Annotated in this window: 16 protein-coding genes; 8 read left to right on the top strand and 8 right to left on the bottom strand. The window is 65.4% G+C overall.

Annotated elements, in window-relative coordinates; translation table 11 throughout:
* Positions 1-16: 16 nt before the first annotated feature.
* Positions 17-676 (bottom strand): RraA family protein, encoded by a 660-nt coding sequence (locus tag PIGHUM_RS02235; RefSeq protein WP_124077607.1) that lies wholly within the window; start codon positions 674-676, stop codon positions 17-19.
* A gap of 190 nt (positions 677-866) precedes the next feature.
* Here PIGHUM_RS02235 and PIGHUM_RS02230 point away from each other — a divergent pair, with 190 nt between their 5' ends.
* Positions 867-1,790, top strand: a complete 924-nt coding sequence (locus tag PIGHUM_RS02230; protein WP_124077606.1) for a LysR family transcriptional regulator — start codon at positions 867-869, stop codon at positions 1,788-1,790.
* Positions 1,791-1,805: 15 nt separating this feature from the next.
* Here PIGHUM_RS02230 and PIGHUM_RS02225 read toward each other — a convergent pair whose 3' ends face one another.
* Positions 1,806-2,342 (bottom strand): DUF4188 domain-containing protein, encoded by a 537-nt coding sequence (locus PIGHUM_RS02225; RefSeq protein WP_124077605.1) that lies wholly within the window; start codon positions 2,340-2,342, stop codon positions 1,806-1,808.
* Positions 2,343-2,566: 224 nt separating this feature from the next.
* Between PIGHUM_RS02225 and PIGHUM_RS02220 the strand changes: the two genes are divergently transcribed.
* Genes PIGHUM_RS02220 through PIGHUM_RS02210 form a run of 3 tightly spaced genes read left to right on the top strand, consistent with a single transcriptional unit; the run spans position 2,567 to position 5,586 of the window.
* On the top strand, positions 2,567-3,355 hold the full coding sequence (locus tag PIGHUM_RS02220) for an enoyl-CoA hydratase/isomerase family protein (protein ID WP_160142109.1): 789 nt from the start codon (positions 2,567-2,569) through the stop codon (positions 3,353-3,355).
* A 22-nt stretch (positions 3,356-3,377) separates the two neighbouring features.
* Positions 3,378-4,574, top strand: coding sequence for a CaiB/BaiF CoA transferase family protein (locus tag PIGHUM_RS02215; RefSeq protein WP_124077603.1), 1,197 nt, complete (start codon positions 3,378-3,380; stop codon positions 4,572-4,574).
* A gap of 52 nt (positions 4,575-4,626) precedes the next feature.
* A complete protein-coding gene (locus PIGHUM_RS02210) occupies positions 4,627-5,586 on the top strand; it encodes a Bug family tripartite tricarboxylate transporter substrate binding protein (RefSeq protein ID WP_160142108.1) in 960 nt (319 codons plus the stop codon).
* A gap of 7 nt (positions 5,587-5,593) precedes the next feature.
* Here PIGHUM_RS02210 and PIGHUM_RS02205 read toward each other — a convergent pair whose 3' ends face one another.
* The gene (locus tag PIGHUM_RS02205) at positions 5,594-6,367 is read right to left on the bottom strand and encodes an IclR family transcriptional regulator (protein WP_124077601.1); all 774 of its coding nucleotides are present in this window, start codon (positions 6,365-6,367) and stop codon (positions 5,594-5,596) included.
* 79 nt (positions 6,368-6,446) lie between these two features.
* On the opposite strand from PIGHUM_RS02205, the gene PIGHUM_RS02200 reads away from it, so the two are divergent.
* Positions 6,447-7,373: a fumarylacetoacetate hydrolase family protein gene (locus PIGHUM_RS02200; RefSeq protein WP_124077600.1), complete on the top strand. Its 927-nt coding sequence runs from the start codon at positions 6,447-6,449 to the stop codon at positions 7,371-7,373.
* A gap of 118 nt (positions 7,374-7,491) precedes the next feature.
* On the opposite strand, the gene PIGHUM_RS02195 is transcribed toward PIGHUM_RS02200, so the two are convergent.
* Together PIGHUM_RS02195 and PIGHUM_RS02190 are read right to left on the bottom strand one after the other, a co-directional pair.
* The gene (locus tag PIGHUM_RS02195) at positions 7,492-8,469 is read right to left on the bottom strand and encodes a Bug family tripartite tricarboxylate transporter substrate binding protein (RefSeq protein ID WP_160142107.1); all 978 of its coding nucleotides are present in this window, start codon (positions 8,467-8,469) and stop codon (positions 7,492-7,494) included.
* Positions 8,470-8,576: 107 nt separating this feature from the next.
* On the bottom strand, positions 8,577-9,569 hold the full coding sequence (locus tag PIGHUM_RS02190) for a quinone oxidoreductase family protein (RefSeq protein ID WP_124077598.1): 993 nt from the start codon (positions 9,567-9,569) through the stop codon (positions 8,577-8,579).
* 325 nt (positions 9,570-9,894) lie between these two features.
* Between PIGHUM_RS02190 and PIGHUM_RS02185 the strand changes: the two genes are divergently transcribed.
* The 3 genes from PIGHUM_RS02185 to PIGHUM_RS02175 all read left to right on the top strand — a co-directional run bounded on the left by PIGHUM_RS02185 (position 9,895) and on the right by PIGHUM_RS02175 (position 13,290).
* The gene (locus tag PIGHUM_RS02185; protein ID WP_160142106.1) at positions 9,895-10,776 is read left to right on the top strand and encodes a tripartite tricarboxylate transporter substrate-binding protein; all 882 of its coding nucleotides are present in this window, start codon (positions 9,895-9,897) and stop codon (positions 10,774-10,776) included.
* Between the two features lie 73 nt (positions 10,777-10,849).
* The gene (locus tag PIGHUM_RS02180; RefSeq protein ID WP_124077596.1) at positions 10,850-12,430 is read left to right on the top strand and encodes an AMP-binding protein; all 1,581 of its coding nucleotides are present in this window, start codon (positions 10,850-10,852) and stop codon (positions 12,428-12,430) included.
* Complete coding sequence (locus PIGHUM_RS02175; protein ID WP_246012866.1) at positions 12,427-13,290, top strand: citryl-CoA lyase; 864 nt, start codon at positions 12,427-12,429, stop codon at positions 13,288-13,290. The genes PIGHUM_RS02180 and PIGHUM_RS02175 overlap by 4 nt, the downstream gene beginning before the upstream one ends.
* Positions 13,291-13,345: 55 nt before the next feature.
* Here PIGHUM_RS02175 and PIGHUM_RS02170 read toward each other — a convergent pair whose 3' ends face one another.
* The 3 genes from PIGHUM_RS02170 to dnaN form a co-directional block, all read right to left on the bottom strand.
* Entirely contained in the window at positions 13,346-14,107 is a 762-nt protein-coding gene (locus PIGHUM_RS02170; RefSeq protein WP_160142105.1) for an IclR family transcriptional regulator, read from the bottom strand.
* 256 nt (positions 14,108-14,363) lie between these two features.
* Positions 14,364-16,757 carry a DNA topoisomerase (ATP-hydrolyzing) subunit B gene (gyrB, locus tag PIGHUM_RS02165; RefSeq protein ID WP_246012881.1) on the bottom strand — a complete coding sequence of 798 codons (2,394 nt, stop codon included), beginning with the start codon at positions 16,755-16,757 and terminating at the stop codon, positions 14,364-14,366.
* Positions 16,758-17,155: 398 nt separating this feature from the next.
* Positions 17,156-18,262: a DNA polymerase III subunit beta gene (dnaN, locus tag PIGHUM_RS02160; RefSeq protein ID WP_124077593.1), complete on the bottom strand. Its 1,107-nt coding sequence runs from the start codon at positions 18,260-18,262 to the stop codon at positions 17,156-17,158.
* Positions 18,263-18,383 lie beyond the last annotated feature (121 nt).

Genomic DNA, 18,383 nt, shown 5'->3' with positions numbered 1-18,383 from the left:
TTCCATGGATGGGGGTTCAACGGGCGCGTATGGCCTCGAATTCCTTGTCGTGCATGACCTCGGCCACGGAACGGCCCGCCCGCACGGCGGCCACCATGCCGTCCTGGCGGCGCGCGATGCGCTCGCCCAGGTCGAGCACTTCCTCGATGCGCGCGGCCGGCACGAACACCGTCCCGCAGCGGTCGGCGATCACGTAATCGTCCTCGCGCACGGTCACGCCGGCCATCTGCACCGGCTTGCCCGAATCGAGCTGGACCACCCGGTTGCGCGCGCTGATCATCGTCACGCCGCGGCCATACACGGGATAGCCGATCGATTCGCTGCCCTCGATGTCGCGGCTCAGCCCGTCGATGACCGAACCGCGGACGCGCTTGACGTGCGCGGCGTTGGCCAGGATGTCGCCCCAGCACGAGATGCCGTCCGCGCCACCGGCGATGACCAGCACCCGGTCGTCGGCCGCGACCGCGTCGATGACCGGCGAGATCAGGTGCACGGTAGGCTGGCTGCCGGTCTTGGGGCCGAGCTGGATGGTGCTGGCGCGGCCGACGACCTTGGGGCAGTCCCACAGCGGCCGCAGGCCGTAGGTGGCGCCGGGCAGGCCGAGAAAATCGAGCGCGTCGGACACGGTGTTGGTGTCGAGCGAGGCAAGGCGGTCGAGCAGCGAGGGCGAGGGCATGGCCAAGGGTCTCCGTTAGGCGTCGGGCAGCATGGTGATGCGCCCGCCCGGACAAGTAAATTCGCCGGACCGGATCTCGCTGATAGGCGAATCGGATCAGTGCCCGCGCCGGCGATGCGGCCCCGCATGCGGCATGCCCCGACAGCTATACTGCCTGCTCTTGCGCCAGCCCCCGCGATGCGGCACGACCATGAGCGGCACCATAGACTTCCGCCTGATACGCCAGTTATGGATGTTCCTCGCCGTGGCCGAAGAGCAGCATTTCGGCCGCGCCGCGCGCCGGCTGAACATGACGCAACCGCCGCTGACCGAACAGATCAAGGTGCTCGAGCAATCGCTCAAGCTGCAGCTGTTCGAGCGCTCGCGGCAAGGCACCCAGCTCAGCCCCGCCGGGGCGGCCATCCTGCCGGCCGTGCGGCAATTCGCCAGCCAGGTGGAACGGCTCGAGCGCGTCGTGCGCGAAGTCGCGGCCGGGCAATCCGGCGTCCTGCACGTCGGCGCCATTACCTCGGCCATGCTGGAAACCGTGCCGCCGGTGCTGGAAGCGCTCAGGCTCGCCCATCCCCTCCTCACCGTGTGCGTACAGGAAATCGACAGCGCCGACGCCGTTCCCGCCCTCGAAGCCGGCGAGCTCGACCTGGCCTTCGTCCGCCTCGACGGCGAAGTCGGCGGCAACATCGCCACCCTGCCGCTCGCCGAAGACCGGCTCGCCGTGGCCATGCCCAAGGACCATCCCCTCGCCGCGCTGCCCCGCGTGCGGCTGCGCTCGCTGGCTGACGAACCGCTGGTCATGTTCGCGCGGCAGGTCAGCCCGGTCTACTTCGACATGCTGACCGCCACCTGCCGCGCGCATGGCTTCGCCCCGCGCGTCCTGCACGAAGTGCGCTCGGTCGCCTCGCAGATCGCCTATGTCGGCTGCGGCCAGGGCCTGGCCCTGGTGCCCTCCGGCATGCGCAAGCTCGCGCCGGCGCATGTGGTGGTGCGGCCGTTGAAGGAACGGGTGATGGTGGTGACCGCGGCGCTGGCGTGGAACGTGAACCGTGCCCACCCGCTGGTGGAGGTGGTGGTGGACCAGGCGCTCAAGGCCCGGCGCAGGCCCGAGGCGCTGGGGTAGCCGGTAAGGGAAGGGTCATGATTCGTCCCGGGGAGCAGGGCCGGGCAGGTCTTGTTCAGTAACCGGCGCGGGCGAGGCGGCCTGGCCGTCTACGCCGGCGCGCTGGCGGGACGAGAACATCGCGCCCCGGGCATCGACGACCGGCGCGAACGCCCGCAGACCCGAGCGCCCCGGCGTATTGACGTAGACCGCCTCCATGCCGCCGCGCATGAAATAGGCCTCGTGCCAGAAACCGGTGCCCTTGGGATCGCGCAGGAACTGCTTCCACCAGAGCCGATGCGGTTCGCTGCGCGACCATCTTTCCAGGCTGTCGAAATCGCGCCAATACTGGCGCATGCCGATGTGCGGCGGGAACAGCGAATACACGATGTTCTCGTGCCCGAGCAGGCCTTCGGGCCGCGCCTGGACCGCGGAGGCGATCTTCGGACCGAAACCGAGCAGGGTGGCAATGCCGCGCAAGACATTGACCCGCATGCCCAGATATACGACGACGAGATCGGGATAAGCGGATAGGTCGATGGTTTCGCGGACGAGGTTCGAGGTGCTGGCCATGGGACGCTCCTGGAGGCTCGAGGCGGGAATACGGATGATAGGGGGAGACGGAGACAAAAGTTTTTCTTCGCAGAGTACGAAACATTTCCAGGCCCGGAGCATTTTCTTCTTTTCACATATGTGAAATCTCTTTCACACCTATGAAGAACCGTCCAGCCGGGCGCAGCCCTCGGGATAATCCTCCGCACCAGTAGCGCGCCATGCAGCGCCCAGCGGAGACCCCCATGTCCACCCCTCACATCGTCATCGACAAAAGCAGTCCCATCTGGCGCGTCACCATCGACCGGCCCGACGTCAAGAACGCCCACGACCTCCAGACCTTCAAGGAACTGGTCGCCGCCTTCGACGAAGTCGAAGCCGACCCCGCATGCCGCTGCGCCGTGCTCACCGGCGCGGGCGGCTTCTTCAGCGCCGGTCAGGACCTGCGCTTCACCGCCCAGGCCGACGCCATGGACATCGATGCCTATGGGCGCTGGAACGTCGCGGCGCGGCAGCGCATCCAGCGCAATTTCAAGCCGGTGGTGGCGGCCGTCAACGGGCCGGCCATCGGCGGCGGCGTCTATCTGGCGACCGCCTGCGACCTGGTGGTTTCCGTCGACAGCGCCTTCTTCCAGATGCGCGAGATCCAGGCCGGCAACCATAGCGGCGGCGCCTTTCTCTTCACGGTCGGGCGCGCGCGCTCGCTGGAACTGTCGCTGCTGGGCGGGCGGCTACCCGCGCCCCAGGCGCTGGAATGGGGGCTCATCAACCGCTGCGTGCCGCGGGAGGACTTCGACTCGACCGTGGACGAGCTGGCGAACGCGCTGGCCGAGCTGCCGCCGCTCGCCATCCGCTACACCAAGAACGCCACCAATCTGCTGCTGGACATGGCCGGCTTCAGCAATCACATGGAAGCCGGCGCCCCGATGCAACGCTATCTCGGCCTCACCCCGGACGGCCGCGAAGCCAAGCGGGCCTTCAACGAGCGCCGCAAGCCCGCCTTCACCGGCCGGTTTCCCCGCCCCGCCGACTGACCCGTCTCTGGAAAGCCAAACTATGTCGCAGCCTCTCGCCGGCTATCGCGTGGTCGATTTCACGCATGTGCTGTCCGGCCCCATCGCCACCAATTTCCTGCGCCTGATGGGCGCCGAAGTGATCAAGATCGAATCCGCCTCGGGCGATACGATGCGCAACTACGGCGGCGTGCAATACACGGACGGCATGGGACCCTCGTTCGCGTCGGTCAATGCCGGCAAGAAATCCATCGTGCTCGATCTCAAGCGCGATGCCGACCTCGCGGTCGCGCGGCGGCTGATCGAGCAAGCCGACGTCGTCACCGAAAACTTCCGCCCCGGCGTCATGGACAGGCTAGGCCTGGGCTACGAGGCCTGCAAGACGCTGAACCCGCGCGTCGTGTTCTGCTCGATCTCGGGCTACGGCCAGCGCGGCGCGGCGCGCGGCCAGCCGGCCATCGACCAGATCATCCAGAGCACGTCCGGCATGATGAGCCTGAGCGGCGAGCCCGGCAGCCCGCCCACGCGCATCGGCTTCCCGGCGGTCGATACCTATTCCGGGCTGCTCGCCGCCTTCGCCGTCGTCTCGGCGCTGCTGCAGCGCACGCGCAGCCAGGCGGCGCAGCAGATCGACGTCGCCATGTACGACGCCGCCCTGGTCATGATGGTCTCCATGGCCGGGCCCCACCTGCTGACCGGCAAGCGGCCCGCCAAGCAGGGCAATCGAGGCTACAGCATGTCGCCCACGGCCGACACCTTCCCCACCGCGCGCGGCCACCTCACGCTGGGCGCGGTGCGCCAGGAGCAATTCGAAGGCCTGTGCCGCGTCATCGGCCGCACCGAGCTGATCGGCGATCCGCGCTTTCGCAGCCGCGCCAGCCGTTTCGAGCACGGCGACGCGCTGCAGGCCGAAGTGCGCGCCGCGCTGGCGAGCCGCGCCGCCGCCGACTGGGCCGAGCTGCTGAACGCCGAAGGCGTGCCCGCCGGAGAGGTGCGCGAGTTGCCGGAAGCCCTGGACCAGCCGCACCTGGACGAGCGGGGATTGCTGCTCGCGCTGGCGGGCGCAGCGGGCCAGCCGCTGCGGATACTGAACGCGGGCTTTCGCTATGAACACGACGGCCCCGGCGTGGACGCCCCGCCCCCGGGGCTGGGGCAGCACACGGCCGAGATCCTGGCCGGCCAGGGATACGGGCCGGACCAGATCGCCGCTTTCCTGGACAGGCAGCGCGCCCCGACGTGAGGCGCGGCCTGTCCGCAACCATGCATACAGAAGAACCGAAGGAGACCCTGAGATGAAACTTCCCATCCTCGCGACCATGCTGTGCGCGCTCGCGCTTTCGTCCGCCCGCGCCGCGGAGCCCTACCCGGCCCAGCCCATCCGCCTGATCGTGCCGTTCGCGGCCGGCAGCACCAGCGACGCCTCGGGCCGCATCGTCGCCCAGCAACTGGCGGCCAAGCTGGGCCAGCCGGTGACGGTGGACAACATGCCGGGCGCCGATGGCCGCATCGGCATGATGGCGGCCAAGCACGCCCCGGCTGACGGCTACACGCTCGTGCTGGGCAGCTGGACCAACCTGACGGTCAATCCGATTCTCGTCAAAGACCTGCCCTACGATCCCCTGAAGGACTTCAAGCCCATCGCCGGCGTGACGCGCAGCATGCTGGGCATCGCCGTGCCCGCCAATTCCCGCTTCAAGACGCTGGCGGACCTGGTCGCGGCCGCCAAGGCCGATCCCGGCAAGCTCAACTTCGGCAACTTCGCCTGGGGCTACCGGCTGGCCAGCGAGTGGTTCGCCAATATGGCCGGCGCGCGCTTCACGCCTATCTCGTACAAGTCCACCAGCCAGATGAATGCCGATCTCATAGGCGCGCAGATCGACGTGGCCATGGACGGCGTGGCCTCGCTGAGCCCGTCGCTCAAGGGCGGCAAGCTCCGGCTGCTGGCCGTGACGGGAGAAAAGCGCCACCCGGAATTCCCGGACGTGCCCACCATCAAGGAAAGCGGCTATCCCGAGTATGCGATCTACGGATGGTCGGCGCTCATGGCGCGCAGCGAGGTCGACCCGGCCATCACCCGCAAGCTGGTCGATACCATGAAAGCGGTGCTCGACTCCTCCGTGGTACAGACCTTCGCGGAGCGCGGCGGCTCCGAACTGCTCAAGCGCGATCCCGCGCAAATGCGCACGTTCCAGGAGCAGGAAATCGAAACCCTGCGCCGGGTTGCCGCCCAGGCCGGGCTGTCGGCGCAATAGCGGCCGGTCAATGCCCGAACTTGTACGGCAACGCCTCCATATGCTTGCGATGCAATTCGACCACGCGCTGCAAGGCCTGCAGGAACTCCAGCTTCCTGGCGCGCAGCGTCGCGATGCTCGCGCCTATGCCCAGCGCCATCGGCGGCTGGTGGGCGGGCGCGGCCAGCAGCACGGTGATGATGCCCGCGCCCGGGGTCGAGACGCCTTCGCTATAGGCATATCCCTGCTCCCGGTACTCGCGGATGCGCCGGCCCAGTTCGGCCATGCTCATCCGGTGCTCGGGCGGCTCCTGCGCATTGATCCGGCCGGCCAGGGCCCAGAGTTCGGAAGGGGGCTTGAGCGACAGCAGCACCGTGCCCATCGCCGAGCGCAGCAGCGGCCGCAGCGCGCCCGGCGCGACGTCGGGCCGATGCAGCGCGTCCTTGCCGCGCACGACGTGGATGTACTGGACGTAGTGGCCGCTCTGTATCCCCAACGTGGGCGTGCCGCCCGTCTGCTCGCGCATGTCGTACATCAGCCGCGCGATCGTGCCGTCGCTCATCAGCGCATCGTTGACCCAGATGCCCAGCAACGCCGCCTTCACCGTCGGCACGAAGGTCCGTTCGGCGTGCGCGTAGTCGAGATAGCCCATCTCGCTCAGCGTGCGCAGCAGCGCGAGCGTGCTCGACGGCGGATAGCCCAGCTTGCCCGCGATCTCGCTGAGCGTGGCCGGCGCCTTGCGCCGCGCGAAATACTCCAGGATCTCTATGGTCCGCTGAGCCGACTTCACCTTGGGCGCCATCCGCCTCCTCCACCGCCGCCGCGTCCGGCCAAGGCCGACGCGACACCGGAAATACTGTTCTTCTCACCAGGCAGGAAACATGAAACTCGCCACCATTGAACGCAACGGCCGCCAGAGTCCCGCGCTCTTCCTCGACGACGGCCGCATCTGCGACCTCCAGGCCGTCGCCCAGGCCGCCGATCCGGCATCGCTGCCCTTTGCGCTGCCGCGACGCGGCGACCTCGCCATGCCGGACCTGGCCGCGGGCGGCGCCGCGACCTGGGACTGGTGCCGCCGCCTGGCCGGCCAGGCCGGCGCCGCGCAGGTCCAGCCGGGCAGCTACCGGCTGCTGGCGCCCGTTCCGCATCCGCCCAAGAACATCTTCTGCCTCGGGCGCAATTATAGGGAGCACATTCAGGAAGATAACGTCTCGCGCAACCTGAACACCGACGTTCCCGAGCATCCGCAATTCTTCACCAAGCCCTGGACCTCCATCGCCGCGCACGAGGAACCGATCCGCTACGACACCCGCGTCACCCGCCGCCTGGACTACGAGGTCGAACTCGCCGTAGTGATCGGCAAGGGCGGGCGGGACATTCCCGCCGCCGAAGCGATGGACCACGTATTCGGCTACAGCATCCTGAACGACGTGAGCGCGCGCGACCTGCAGAAGCGCCACGACCAGTGGTTCAAGGGTAAGGCGCTGGACGGCAACTGCCCGTTCGGCCCGTGGATCGTCTCGCCGCAAGACATCGGCGACCCGCATGCGCTGGCCATTTCGCTGAGCGTGAACGGGGAGTTGCGCCAGAACGCCAACACGCGCGACATGATCTTCGACATCGCGCGCACGATCGAGTCGCTGTCGGCGGGACTGACGCTCGAACCCGGCGACGTGATCGCCACCGGCACGCCCTCCGGCGTCGGCTACGCGATGAATCCTCGGCAGTGGCTGAAGGATGGAGATTGGGTGGAATGCCGGGTGGAGAAGATAGGGGTGCTGGGAAACCGGGTGGAGCAAATCGGATAGCGCTTGCCGGCCGGGGACGAGCGGACGAACGCCGGGTGGCTGAAGCGCCACCCCAAGCGCCCCCCCAGCGACAGGCCCATCACCCGGTAAAAGCTGACGGATCGGCCATTTCAGCTTTCTAGTCGATCGTGATGTTGGCTCGCTTGATGAGATCCTGCAGCTTGACGTCTTCGTCTTTCAGGACCGCCTCGAACTGGCCGGCGGTGCGTACCGGCGAAATATGCTGTCCTGCTCCGGCCAGCACCTGCACCAGGTCCTTGTCGCCGCGCGCGGCTTCCATGGCCGCTTCCAGCCGTTTGATCACGTCGGGCGGCAGACGGGCGGGCCCCAGAACGCCGCACCAGATTTCAAAGCCGGAATCCGGATAACCCAGCTCGGCGAGCGTCGGCACGTCGGGATAACGCGGCGAACGTTCGGCGGAACTGATGGCCAGCGCCAGCAGCATCCCCGCATTCAGCAGTTCCGTGGTGGACGATGCGGTCGGCATGACGAAGTCCAGCCGTCCGCCGGCCACATCGGGCACGGCGGCCGCCACGCCCTTGTACGGTACGTGCAGAAACTTTACCCGGGCGCGGCTTGCCAGCATTTCGACGTTGAGATGGTTGGTCGTGCCTATGCCCGACGAACCATACGACACCGTCCCAGGCGACTTGCGCGCGGCCTCGATCAAATCCGCCAGGCTTTTGTATGGCGAGTTCGCACTGGTGACCAGTAGCGAAGACGAACGCCCCATCTCCCCTACCGCACTGAAGTCTTTCATCGCATAACCCGCCTTGGCGCTCAAGTGCGGCTGAGCCAGAACGGTATTGACCGTCACCAACAGGGTATAGCCGTCCGGCTCGGCGCGGGCCACACGGCGAAATGCCAGCAGGCCGCCCGCTCCGCCCATGTTCTCGATCAGTACCGGTTGCCCCAGCACACGGGCCATGCGCTCGCCATAGAGCCGCGCCATCTGGTCCGTGATCGCGCCGGGCACCGATTGCACGACCAGCGTCACCGGCCGGTTAGGGTAGGCGGCCTGCGCATGGACCGAGGGCACCGCACACATCGCGGCCCACAAGGCAATGCCCGATTTCAGCAGTCTGGTGCGGATCATAAGGCTATCTCCAGCAGTTTTCGTTGTGTAAGGCGCGCAACCCATTACGGCGGCGATAGTTGCGCGGGCATCGGAACCGCTTGCGCCGACAAGGCGCGAGTCCAACGTCAAGGCTTCATGATCAGCTTTCCGACCACCTGCCCGGATTCGAACACCTGGTGCGCCCGGCTGGCCTGGGCCAGCGGGATGCGATCGTAAATAGGCACGCGGATCACGCCGTTCTTCAGTTTCTGGATCAGGTCGTGCGTGGCACGGCGCCGCAACTCGGGCCAATCGTCCAGCGTGTGTATGGAGAAATAGCGATATGCCAATGCCCGCGCCGGCATGCGCTCGACCGCGGCAGCCAGGTCGCCTTGCGGCGGGCCGCCTATCCGGCCATACAGGATCAGCATGCCGAAGCGGTCAAGGCAGTCGAACAGCGCCAGCATGTCGCGCCCGCCAGCCACCGTCAGCACCAGGTCCACCCCTTTGCCGTCAGTCAGTTCATGAACGCGGGCAACGATGTCCTCCCGGGTCCGGTCGATGACGGCATCAGCGCCTTGTTCGAGCACGAATCGACCGCGCGCCTCGGAACTGACCACGCCGATCACGCGCTTGCCATCGGCCTTGGCGAGCTGGACGAGGGCCGTGCCAACGCCGCCCGCAGCCGCCATGACGAGCACCGACTCGTAGCGGGCGCCGTTGAGTGCCGAATTCAGCAAATGCCATGCGACCTGGTAATTGGCCAGGCCTGCAACCTGTTCCAGGTCCACGTCCTCCGGCACCGGGTAGACCCGCTCTTCCGATGCCTTCACATATTCCGCGTAACAGCCCGCTCGCTCCTCGAATTCGCGCGCCGTCACGAAGACCGGCTGGCCCACCCGCAAGTGCCTGACTGCGGGACCGGTCTGCACCACGGTTCCGCTCATTTCTATTCCGGGGATCGTCGGCAGCCGCGGCATCCATTTGTAGATGCCTTGGCGCACCGCCGTTTCCGGCATGCACACGCCTATGGAATGCGCCTTGACCAACACTTCGTCCCCGCTCGGACAAGGGGTAGGGACATCGACATATTGCAGAACCTCGGGACCTCCGATCTGGCTGATCACGATGGCTTTCATAGCCGCTTCTCCAGGTTGATCGGTTTTTAAAAAATAGCACAGTATGATAATTTTTTACAACAAAGGCGGGCGTCCGTTCATGACGCATCGCATGCGGCACGCCACGCCTGAGCCGGTCGGACATTCGATTGAATATAAAAAATTGTCAAAATACGATAGTTTTTGATAACCTGGCCAACACTAGCCGGAGGAGACAACCATGTGGAAGCATTCTCGAAACACTGGAATTGGGACGACACGCAGGCATGTGCTTCAAGCAGGATTGGGACTCGCAGCAGCATCCGCCCTCCCCGCCAGGGCCCAGCCTGCGGATTGGCCAACCAAGGTGGTCAAGGTCATCGTGCCGTTCGCGCCAGGCTCGTACACCGAGAACACGGCGCGGCTGGTCGCGGCCAAGCTGCAGTCGCAAACGGGACGGCCGATCATCGTCGAGACGCGCCCCGGCGCGGGCAGCACCATCGGCACGGCAGCCGTGGCCAAGTCCGACGGAGACGGGCACACGCTGCTGTTCATCGACAACTCGTTTCCCGCCGCGGCGGCGCTGTACAAGGACTTGCCCTTCGACCCCCTCCGCGACATCGTGCAGCTGACACCGGTAGTCGAAGCCCCTTCCATGATCTACGTCCGGCCCGACTTCCCGGCCGATACGCTGGCGCAACTCGTGCGCTATGCCCGGGACAACCCGGACAAGGTCAACTATGGCTCGGGAGGCATAGGATCATCGGGCCATCTGGCCATCGCACGCTTTGCCGAGGAAACCGGCATCAGAATGACCCACGTCCCCTACGGGGGCGTCGCCGCGGCCCTGAACGATCTGCTGGCCGGGCGCACCGACCTGGGCCTGTCCACCGCTGCAGGGGTCGCCCAGTACATCAAGGCCGGCCGCCTGAAAGGGCTGGCCATCACGGGCGCGCAACGCCATCCCCAGCTCTCGTCCATTCCCACCTTCGCCGAAGGCGGCTACCCCGATTACGACATGACCTACCTGTTCGGCTTCATGGGCCCGGCCTCCATGCCGGGCGCATTGACCGAAGCCATCCACGACGCGTTGGTCCGGGCCGCCAGCAGTGAAGACGTCATCGAGAAACTCAACGTCCTGCCGGTCTACCCGCTGACGCTGTCCACCACCCAATACCGGGACCGTGTCCGGCGCGAGTACGAAATCTGGCGCCGCGTCGTACAGCACGCAAACATCACACCGACCTGACTGCGTTCACACGCGGTGGGTAGTTCAGCAACCCCTTTCGGACACTTTCGCGACGATCTGGATGACGCCTGGAATGAGCACGCAACACTACAACGCCGAGCTGTACGCCGGAGGAACCCTGGGCGACATCATCGCCCGATCCTTGAGCCGCTACCCCGACCGGATCGCCTTCGTGGAAGGAGACCGGCAATTCACATACCGGGAGACAGCCGCCGCCATCAGCCGGATCATGCAATGGTTTGACAGCGTGGGGCTCCAACGCGGGGACACTGTCGCCCAGTTGTCGCGCAACTGTCCCGAGCAGTGGTTCGTCATGGCCGCGCTTTATCTGTCCGGCCTGCGCTCCGTCACGCTGCACGCCATGGGCGGCGCGGACGACCACACCTACATCCTGAACGACAGTGAAGCCAAAGTCGTCATCTATGACGCTTACTTCGCGGACAAGGTGGCGGCGTACCGGCCAGCGTGCGCCGGCGTGGCTGCGTGGTACTGCCATGGCGAGGGATCCGCTGACGAGAACTTCTGGAATGCCGTCTCTTCCTTCCAGCCCCGGACGGCGCTCCGCTGCCGTTCCGCGGCGGAAGACATCATCCGGCTCGCCTATACCGGTGGCACCACGGGCAAGCCCAAGGGGGTCATGCTTTCCAACCGGGCGCTGGTTGCCAACACCATGCTGACCCTGGTCGAAAAAGACTGGCCGGAAGAGGTGAGAGTCCTGTGCACCGCTCAAATCTCGCACGGCGCGGGGGCAATGATCGTGCCGACCTTGTCACGCGGAGGGACGTTCTATCTTTACCCCGGCTTCGATAAAGACACGATCATCGCAGAGGTGAGCCGCCACAGGATTACCGTGATGTATCTCGTGCCGACCATGATCTACAGCCTGCTCGATTACCCGCCGGCACGCCGGGCCGATTGGTCGAGCATCGCGCTGATCACCTATGGCGCTTCGCCCATGTCGCCCAAACGCATCGAAGAGGCGATCGCCGTTTTCGGCCCGGTCATGTGCCAGGGCTATGGGCAGACCGAAGCGCCCAACTCCATCGCCGTACTGCGCAAGTGCGATCACGACCTGTCGAAGCCGGAGCGGCTGCTCTCTTGCGGCATGCCGTATCCGGGCATACAGGTCGCCATTCTGGACGAGCAATACAAAGAAGTGCCCCGCGGCACCGTTGGGGAAATATGCGTGCGCGGTCCGATCGTGATGAGCGGTTATTGGAAGCAGCCGGAACAGACCGCGGAGGCGTTTGCCGGCAACTGGCTGCATACCGGCGACATGGGCTGCCAGGACGACGACGGCTTTCTATACATCGTCGATCGCAAAAAGGACATGATCATCTCTGGCGGGTTCAACGTGTACCCACGCGAAATCGAGAATGTCCTGGCTGAGCATGCCGGCGTCAGCAATGCGGCAGTGATCGGCGTTCCGGATGACAAATGGGGAGAGGCCGTCAAAGCCGTTGTCGTTCTTCGGCCCGGCGCGGACGTCAGTGCCGAACAGCTGATTGCGATGGTCAAAGAGCGCAAAGGATCCGTCAATGCGCCGAAATCCGTGGATTTCATCGATGCCATGCCGCTGACCGCCGTTGGCAAGCCGGACAAAAAAGCGCTGCGCGCCAAGTACTGGTCCAGCCAGGCGCGTCATGTCCATTGACGCGATTCGCCGGATCGTTCATGCCATGGCGAGCAATCCACGTCAGCCATCCAATATATACAGATCGGGCTGCCCCCGTCCATAAGGAGCACCGCATGATACGCAGCAAAGTTTGCACCCTAGACGGCGACGACATCTACATCCGAGGCCACGACCTTCTCGACCTGACTGAAGAGCGCGATTACGTCGATGTGTTCTGCCTGCAGGCATTTGGCGAGTTCCCCTCTCCCCCTATGAAACGCATGGTCAACGCTTTGCTGGTGAGCGTGGCCGATCATGGGCTGACGCCCAGTGTCATGGCTGCCCGCTTCACGCTTTATGGATCGCCCGAGGCCATGCAAGGCGCGGTGGCGGCCGGACTGCTGGGCGGCGGCGATCGCCTGCTGGGAACGATATCGACCGCTGCGGAAATGTTGCAGGCGGCGGCGCGCGGCTTGGAAGAATGGACCGACGACGATATCGCGCACGCCGCGGCCAAGCTGGTCACGCAGTACCGTGAATCGAAGAAGCGCATTCCCGGTATCGGACACATGATCCATGTAAACGGCGATCCACGTTCCACGCGCATGTTCAACATTGCCAAAAGCTGCGGCTACTACGGCAACTACTGCAAGCTGGCGATCGCGGTAGCGGAAGAGGCATCGCGCCAAACCGGCCGCTTCATGCCGCTGAACGCGCCCGGCGCGAAGGCCGGCATCATCCTGGACATGGGGCTGCCGCCTTCGGCGGGACGGGCCTTCAACCTGCTGGGGAGAACCGGCGGGCTGCTCGCCCATGTCCTCGAGGAGCAGCAAGAGCCCATCGCCGCCGATGCATGGAAGATGCTGCGCGATGCGGCCGCACAGGCCGACGGCGCGTAACGCCCCATGAACGAGCCGGCCTGCGGGAGGGGGGCCGCTGTCGGTGCCGCAGGCGTCAGGCGCTCAGACCTCGCGCGGGGTAGGCCGGCGCCGAACTCAAGGATGCGATCGTACGGGAGATCGTCTGCGCTGCCTCCTTGAGCTGTTCCACGCTCTGATCCATGCTTGCCGGATCGGCGCGTCCCCGCCGAGCCAGCGCCAGCGAACCCAGCACGTTCGTCTCGCCATTGAAAATGGGCGCGGCGATGGAAGAAACACCCGGCGTGAACTCGCCCCAGCTGCTCGAGTAGCCCGCTTCCCGTATACCGCGCAGCGTCTGCCGAAATTCGGTCCAATCCCGCCCCAGCCCCGCAGCGCGAATCTGGTCGGCATGCTTGGCGAACAAGCTGCGCAGCTGATGCGGCGGCAACCAGGCCAGAATGGCCTTGGCGGCGGCGCCCTGAAAAAGCGGCCGCCGCTGCCCGCGGCGAAACAGGTCCGGCGAAGCATCCGCCGTATAGGCCGTGCCGACGCACATCACGGTATTGCTGAAAAGAATGCAGAGCAACGCGCTTTGCTGCGTGCGCGCGCTCAAGTCGTCGATGACCGTGTTGCCGGCAAGAAAGACCGGGTCGGTCAATCTCGTGGTGAGATCGAGCTCCAGTATCCGGGGACCCAGCGTATACGAGCCATTGCCCACACGGGACAGCAGCCCCGCCCGATGCAGGGACTTCAGGTAGCGGTAGGTCGTGGAGGGCGACGTACCGGTCAGTTCTATCAATTCCTCTATCGACCAGACTGCCTCTTCAGGGGTGAAGACGTCCAGCAAAGCGAGCATGCGGTCCAGGCTTTTCAAGGCTTCGAGGCAGTAATTTTCGGTCGTGCGGCGGAGTGAAGTTAGCGGCCTGATCTTAGCAGACTACTTTCGCGACTGCCTATGCAGCACGCGCTCCGCAGCGCGCGCCAATCACCGTTGGGCTGCCGGGTCCGACGCGATGGAATCGCTGCTCTCCTTCGAACAAATGCCCGGACAAGCCGGGCATTTTGCCTATTGAAAAGCGAAGGGGACGAATCGCCTTGGCTACGAGCCTGCCTCAGACGTCGATGTTCCCCGCCATCAGCGCGTGCGTCTCGATGAACGCACGGCGCGGCTCGACGTGGTCGCCCATCAGTGTGGTGAAGATCTCGTCCGCGGAAATGGCGTCTTCGATCTGTACGCGCAGCAGGCGCCGCACGGTCGGGTCCATCGTGGTTTCCCAGAGCTGTGCGGGGTTCATCTCGCCCAGGCCCTTGTAGCGCTGCTTGGACAGCGAACGCTCGGCCTCCGCGCGCAGCCATTGCATGGCGTCGCGGAAATCGGCCACCGGCTGTTCTTTGCGCCGGTCGCCCTCGCCGCGCTCGACCTTGGCGCCGGCGCCGATCAGGCCCTGGAAAGTTTGGGCGGCGCCGTGCAGCACGCTGTAGTCGGGGCCGGCGACGAATGCCTGGTCCAGCACGCTGACGCGGATGTTGCCGTGGTGGTTGCGGTGGACTTCCAGCCTGGGCTGCCGGGTTTCTTCGTCGACCGACACCTTGACCTGCACCACGCCCGGCATGGAAGGATCTTCCAGCTCGGCCTGCAGGCGCTGGCGCGACAGCTCGGCCTGGTCCTCGCTGGACAGGTCGGCGGCAAAGCCGCGCACGATGGCGGTCAGGGCCGGGACGTCCACGATGCGCGCCAGGCGTTCGATGACGGCGTCGACCAGGTTGTACTGGCGCGCCAGTTCCTTGAGGGCGTCGCCAGTGATGGGCGCGGCCTCGGCGGTGGGGTACAGCCTGGCGTCCTTGAGCGAGAGCTCCAGCATGAAGGCGGCCTCTTCGGCGTCATCCTTCAGGTAGCGTTCGTCGCGGCCGACCTTGACCTTGTACAGCGGCGGCTGCGCGATGTAGACGTAGCCGCGCTCGATCAGCTGCGGCATCTGCCGGTAGAACAGCGTCAGCAGCAGGGTGCGGATGTGCGCGCCGTCCACGTCCGCGTCGGTCATGATGATGATGCGGTGGTAGCGCAGCTTGTCGACGTTGAAGTCGGGGCCGATGCTGGTGCCCAGCGCGGTGATCAGGGTGGTGATCTGTTCGCTGCTGATGAGCTTGTCGAAGCGCGCCTTCTCGACGTTGAGCACCTTGCCGCGCAGCGGCAGGATGGCCTGGAACTTGCGGTCGCGGCCCTGCTTGGCCGAGCCGCCGGCGGAGTCGCCCTCGACGATGTAGAGCTCGGACTTGGCCGGATCCTTTTCCTGACAGTCGGCCAGCTTGCCGGGCAGGCCGGCGCCTTCGAGCACGCCCTTGCGGCGCGTCATCTCGCGCGCCTTGCGCGCGGCCTCGCGCGCGCGCGCGGCCTCGACGATCTTGCCGCACAGGGATTTGGCATCGGTAGGATTCTCGAGCAGCCAGGACTCCAGGCTGCGCGCGACGGCATCCTCCACCGCGGGGCGCACTTCGCTGGACACCAGCTTGTCCTTGGTCTGGCTGCTGAACTTGGGCTCGGGCACCTTGACCGACAGCACGCAGGTCAGGCCTTCGCGCATGTCGTCGCCGGTGGTCTCGACCTTGGCCTTCTTGGCCAGTTCGTGCTCGTCGATGTACTTGTTGATGATGCGCGTCATCGCCGCACGCAGGCCGGTCAGGTGGGCGCCGCCGTCGCGCTGCGGGATGTTGTTGGTGAAGCACAGCACGTTTTCGGTGTAGCTGTCGTTCCACTGCATCGCCACTTCCACGCCCACCGGCACGCCGCCCGCGGCCGACTCGGTCGCCACCGCGAACACGTTGGCGTGCAGCACCGTCTTGGAGCGGTTGATGTATTCGACGAAGCCCTTCACGCCGCCGCTGAAGGCGAAATCTTCTTCCTTGCCCTGGCGCTCGTCCACCAGCTTGATGCGCACGCCGTTGTTCAGGAACGAGAGTTCGCGCAGGCGCTTGGACAGGACTTCGTAGTGGTACTCGACGTTGGAGAAAATTTCCGTGTCGGCCAGGAACTGCACCTTGGTGCCGCGCTTGTCGGTCTTGCCCGTGACCTTCAGGGGCTCGACGCGCGCGCCGCGCCGGAACTCCATCTGGTGCAGCTCTCCGTTGCGGCGGATGCTGAGCCGCAGCCATTCGGACAGCGCGTTCACGCAGGACACGCCCACGCCGTGCAGGCCGCCCGAGACCTTGTACGAATTCTGGTCGAACTTGCCGCCCGCGTGCAGCTCGGTCATCACGATCTCGGCCGCGCTGCGCTGGAACTCGTCGTCCCTGTGCACGTCCGTCGGGATGCCGCGGCCGTTGTCGGTCACGGAAATGGAATTATCGGCATGTATCGTGACGACGATCTCGTCGCAATACCCTGCCAGGGCCTCATCGATGGCGTTGTCCACGACCTCGAACACCATGTGGTGCAGGCCCGTCCCATCGGAGGTATCGCCGATGTACATGCCCGGCCGCTTGCGCACGGCCTCCAGCCCCTTGAGCATCTTGATCGAATCGGCCCCATATCCATCCGAGGCCGACGCCGGCGTGGCGATGTCCGTACCGGCTGCAATGCGATTGTCGATCTCGCCCGACTCGGGCGCGGTGTTCTGTTCGGTCATAAGGAAGCCCACCCCCTACCCGCTTACGCGGGCCCCCTCGAGGGGGCGGCGCTGGCGGACCGGCAAAGCCGGATCCGCGGCGCCCAGGGTTAAAAACAAACTAAGGCCCTTGCCGGATCGATATCCCGACCCAGCCAGGGAATGCAAATCACAAATCAAAAAAACCAAATGCCACAACCAAAGCCCCCCTCCCCCAAACCCAGGAAGCAGCGGATCCGGCTCCGCCGGTCCGCCAGCTTCGCCCCCTGGGGGGCGCGCGACAGCGCGTAGGGGGGGGCCCTCTATATCCTCATCGGCATCACGACGTACTTGAAGTCCGCGTTGTCCGGCAGCGTGATCAGCGCTGACGAATTCGCGTCGCCCACGCTCAGCTGCACGGTCTCGATCTTCAGGTTGCCCAGCACGTCGAGCAGGTAGCTGACGTTGAAACCGATGTCCAGGGGCTCGAAGCCGTAGTCGATCTCGAGTTCTTCCTGGGCCTCTTCCTGCTCCGCGTTGCTGGAAGAGATCTTCAGCACGTGGTCGGCCATCTGCATCCGCACGCCCTTGAACTTGTCGGTCGTCAGGATGGCGGCGCGCTGCAGGCTGCGCTGCAGCGCCTCGCGCGCGATCGGGAACTGCTTGGTGTAGCCCTGCGGGATCACGCGCTGGTAGTCGGGGAACTTGCCCTCGACCAGCTTGGAGATCAACTCGACATCGCCGAAGCGGAAGCAGATCTGGTTGGCGGCAACGGAGATCTCGATGGGGTCTTCGCTGTCCTCCAGCAGGCGCAGCAGTTCCAGCACGGTCTTGCGCGGGACGATGACTTCCTGCCTGGGGGTCTCGGCGTCGATGCCGACCGCGCAATAGGCCAGGCGGTGTCCGTCGGTGGCCACGCAGCGCACGTTGGCGCCGTCCAGCACCAGCAGCATGCCGTTCAGGTAGTAGCGGATGTCCTGCTGGGCCATGGCGAAGTGCACCATGTTCAGCAGGTGCTTGAACGATTTCTGCTGCATGGTCAGCGTGGCGTTCCACGACGCGGGCTGGGCCACGGTCGGAAACTCGTCGGCCGCCAGGGTCTGCAGCGCGAAACGGCTCTTGCCGGACTGGATGGACAGCTTCTTGTTGGCCAGCGACAGCGCGACGTCACCGGTGTCGGGCAGGGCGCGCAGGATGTCGAGCAGTTTGCGGGCTGCCACCGTAGTGGATTCAGACGCATCACCCACGCCGAAATCGGCATGGGTGGTGATCTGAACCTCGATGTCGGTAGAAACGAACGACACGCGGCTGCCTTCCTTGCGCAACAGGATGTTGGCCAGGATGGGCAAGGTATGCCGCCGTTCCACGATGCCTGAGACGGTCGCGAGCGGCTTCAGCAATGCATCGCGTGAGGCTTTGACCAATTGCATATCCAATCCTTCTTTGGGTTGGTAGGTGATAGGACCCTGTGAATAACTGGAACTACTTCAAAAAAGCATTATAAATCAATAGCTTGTCCAGTTTTTAGAGCGTGGAGAACTGGCCGGGAGC

Source organism: Pigmentiphaga humi (genome assembly GCF_900606115.1).
Lineage (GTDB): Bacteria > Pseudomonadota > Gammaproteobacteria > Burkholderiales > Burkholderiaceae_B > Pigmentiphaga > Pigmentiphaga humi.
The sequence above is the reverse complement of the archived record's forward strand: the minus strand, read 5'-3'. Positions and strand labels throughout refer to the sequence as shown.

Bases quoted from the DNA above. Each gene is read 5' to 3' on its own strand.
- PIGHUM_RS02235 (WP_124077607.1), bottom strand. From the start codon at position 676: ATGCCCTCGCCCTCGCTGCTCGACCGCCTTGCCTCGCTCGACACCAAC.
- PIGHUM_RS02230 (WP_124077606.1), top strand. From the start codon at position 867: ATGAGCGGCACCATAGACTTCCGCCTGATACGCCAGTTATGGATGTTC.
- PIGHUM_RS02225 (WP_124077605.1), bottom strand. From the start codon at position 2,342: ATGGCCAGCACCTCGAACCTCGTCCGCGAAACCATCGACCTATCCGCT.
- PIGHUM_RS02220 (WP_160142109.1), top strand. From the start codon at position 2,567: ATGTCCACCCCTCACATCGTCATCGACAAAAGCAGTCCCATCTGGCGC.
- PIGHUM_RS02215 (WP_124077603.1), top strand. From the start codon at position 3,378: ATGTCGCAGCCTCTCGCCGGCTATCGCGTGGTCGATTTCACGCATGTG.
- PIGHUM_RS02210 (WP_160142108.1), top strand. From the start codon at position 4,627: ATGAAACTTCCCATCCTCGCGACCATGCTGTGCGCGCTCGCGCTTTCG.
- PIGHUM_RS02205 (WP_124077601.1), bottom strand. From the start codon at position 6,367: ATGGCGCCCAAGGTGAAGTCGGCTCAGCGGACCATAGAGATCCTGGAG.
- PIGHUM_RS02200 (WP_124077600.1), top strand. From the start codon at position 6,447: ATGAAACTCGCCACCATTGAACGCAACGGCCGCCAGAGTCCCGCGCTC.
- PIGHUM_RS02195 (WP_160142107.1), bottom strand. From the start codon at position 8,469: ATGATCCGCACCAGACTGCTGAAATCGGGCATTGCCTTGTGGGCCGCG.
- PIGHUM_RS02190 (WP_124077598.1), bottom strand. From the start codon at position 9,569: ATGAAAGCCATCGTGATCAGCCAGATCGGAGGTCCCGAGGTTCTGCAA.
- PIGHUM_RS02180 (WP_124077596.1), top strand. From the start codon at position 10,850: ATGAGCACGCAACACTACAACGCCGAGCTGTACGCCGGAGGAACCCTG.
- PIGHUM_RS02170 (WP_160142105.1), bottom strand. From the start codon at position 14,107: ATGCTCGCTTTGCTGGACGTCTTCACCCCTGAAGAGGCAGTCTGGTCG.
- gyrB (WP_246012881.1), bottom strand. From the start codon at position 16,757: ATGCTCAAGGGGCTGGAGGCCGTGCGCAAGCGGCCGGGCATGTACATC.
- dnaN (WP_124077593.1), bottom strand. From the start codon at position 18,262: ATGCAATTGGTCAAAGCCTCACGCGATGCATTGCTGAAGCCGCTCGCG.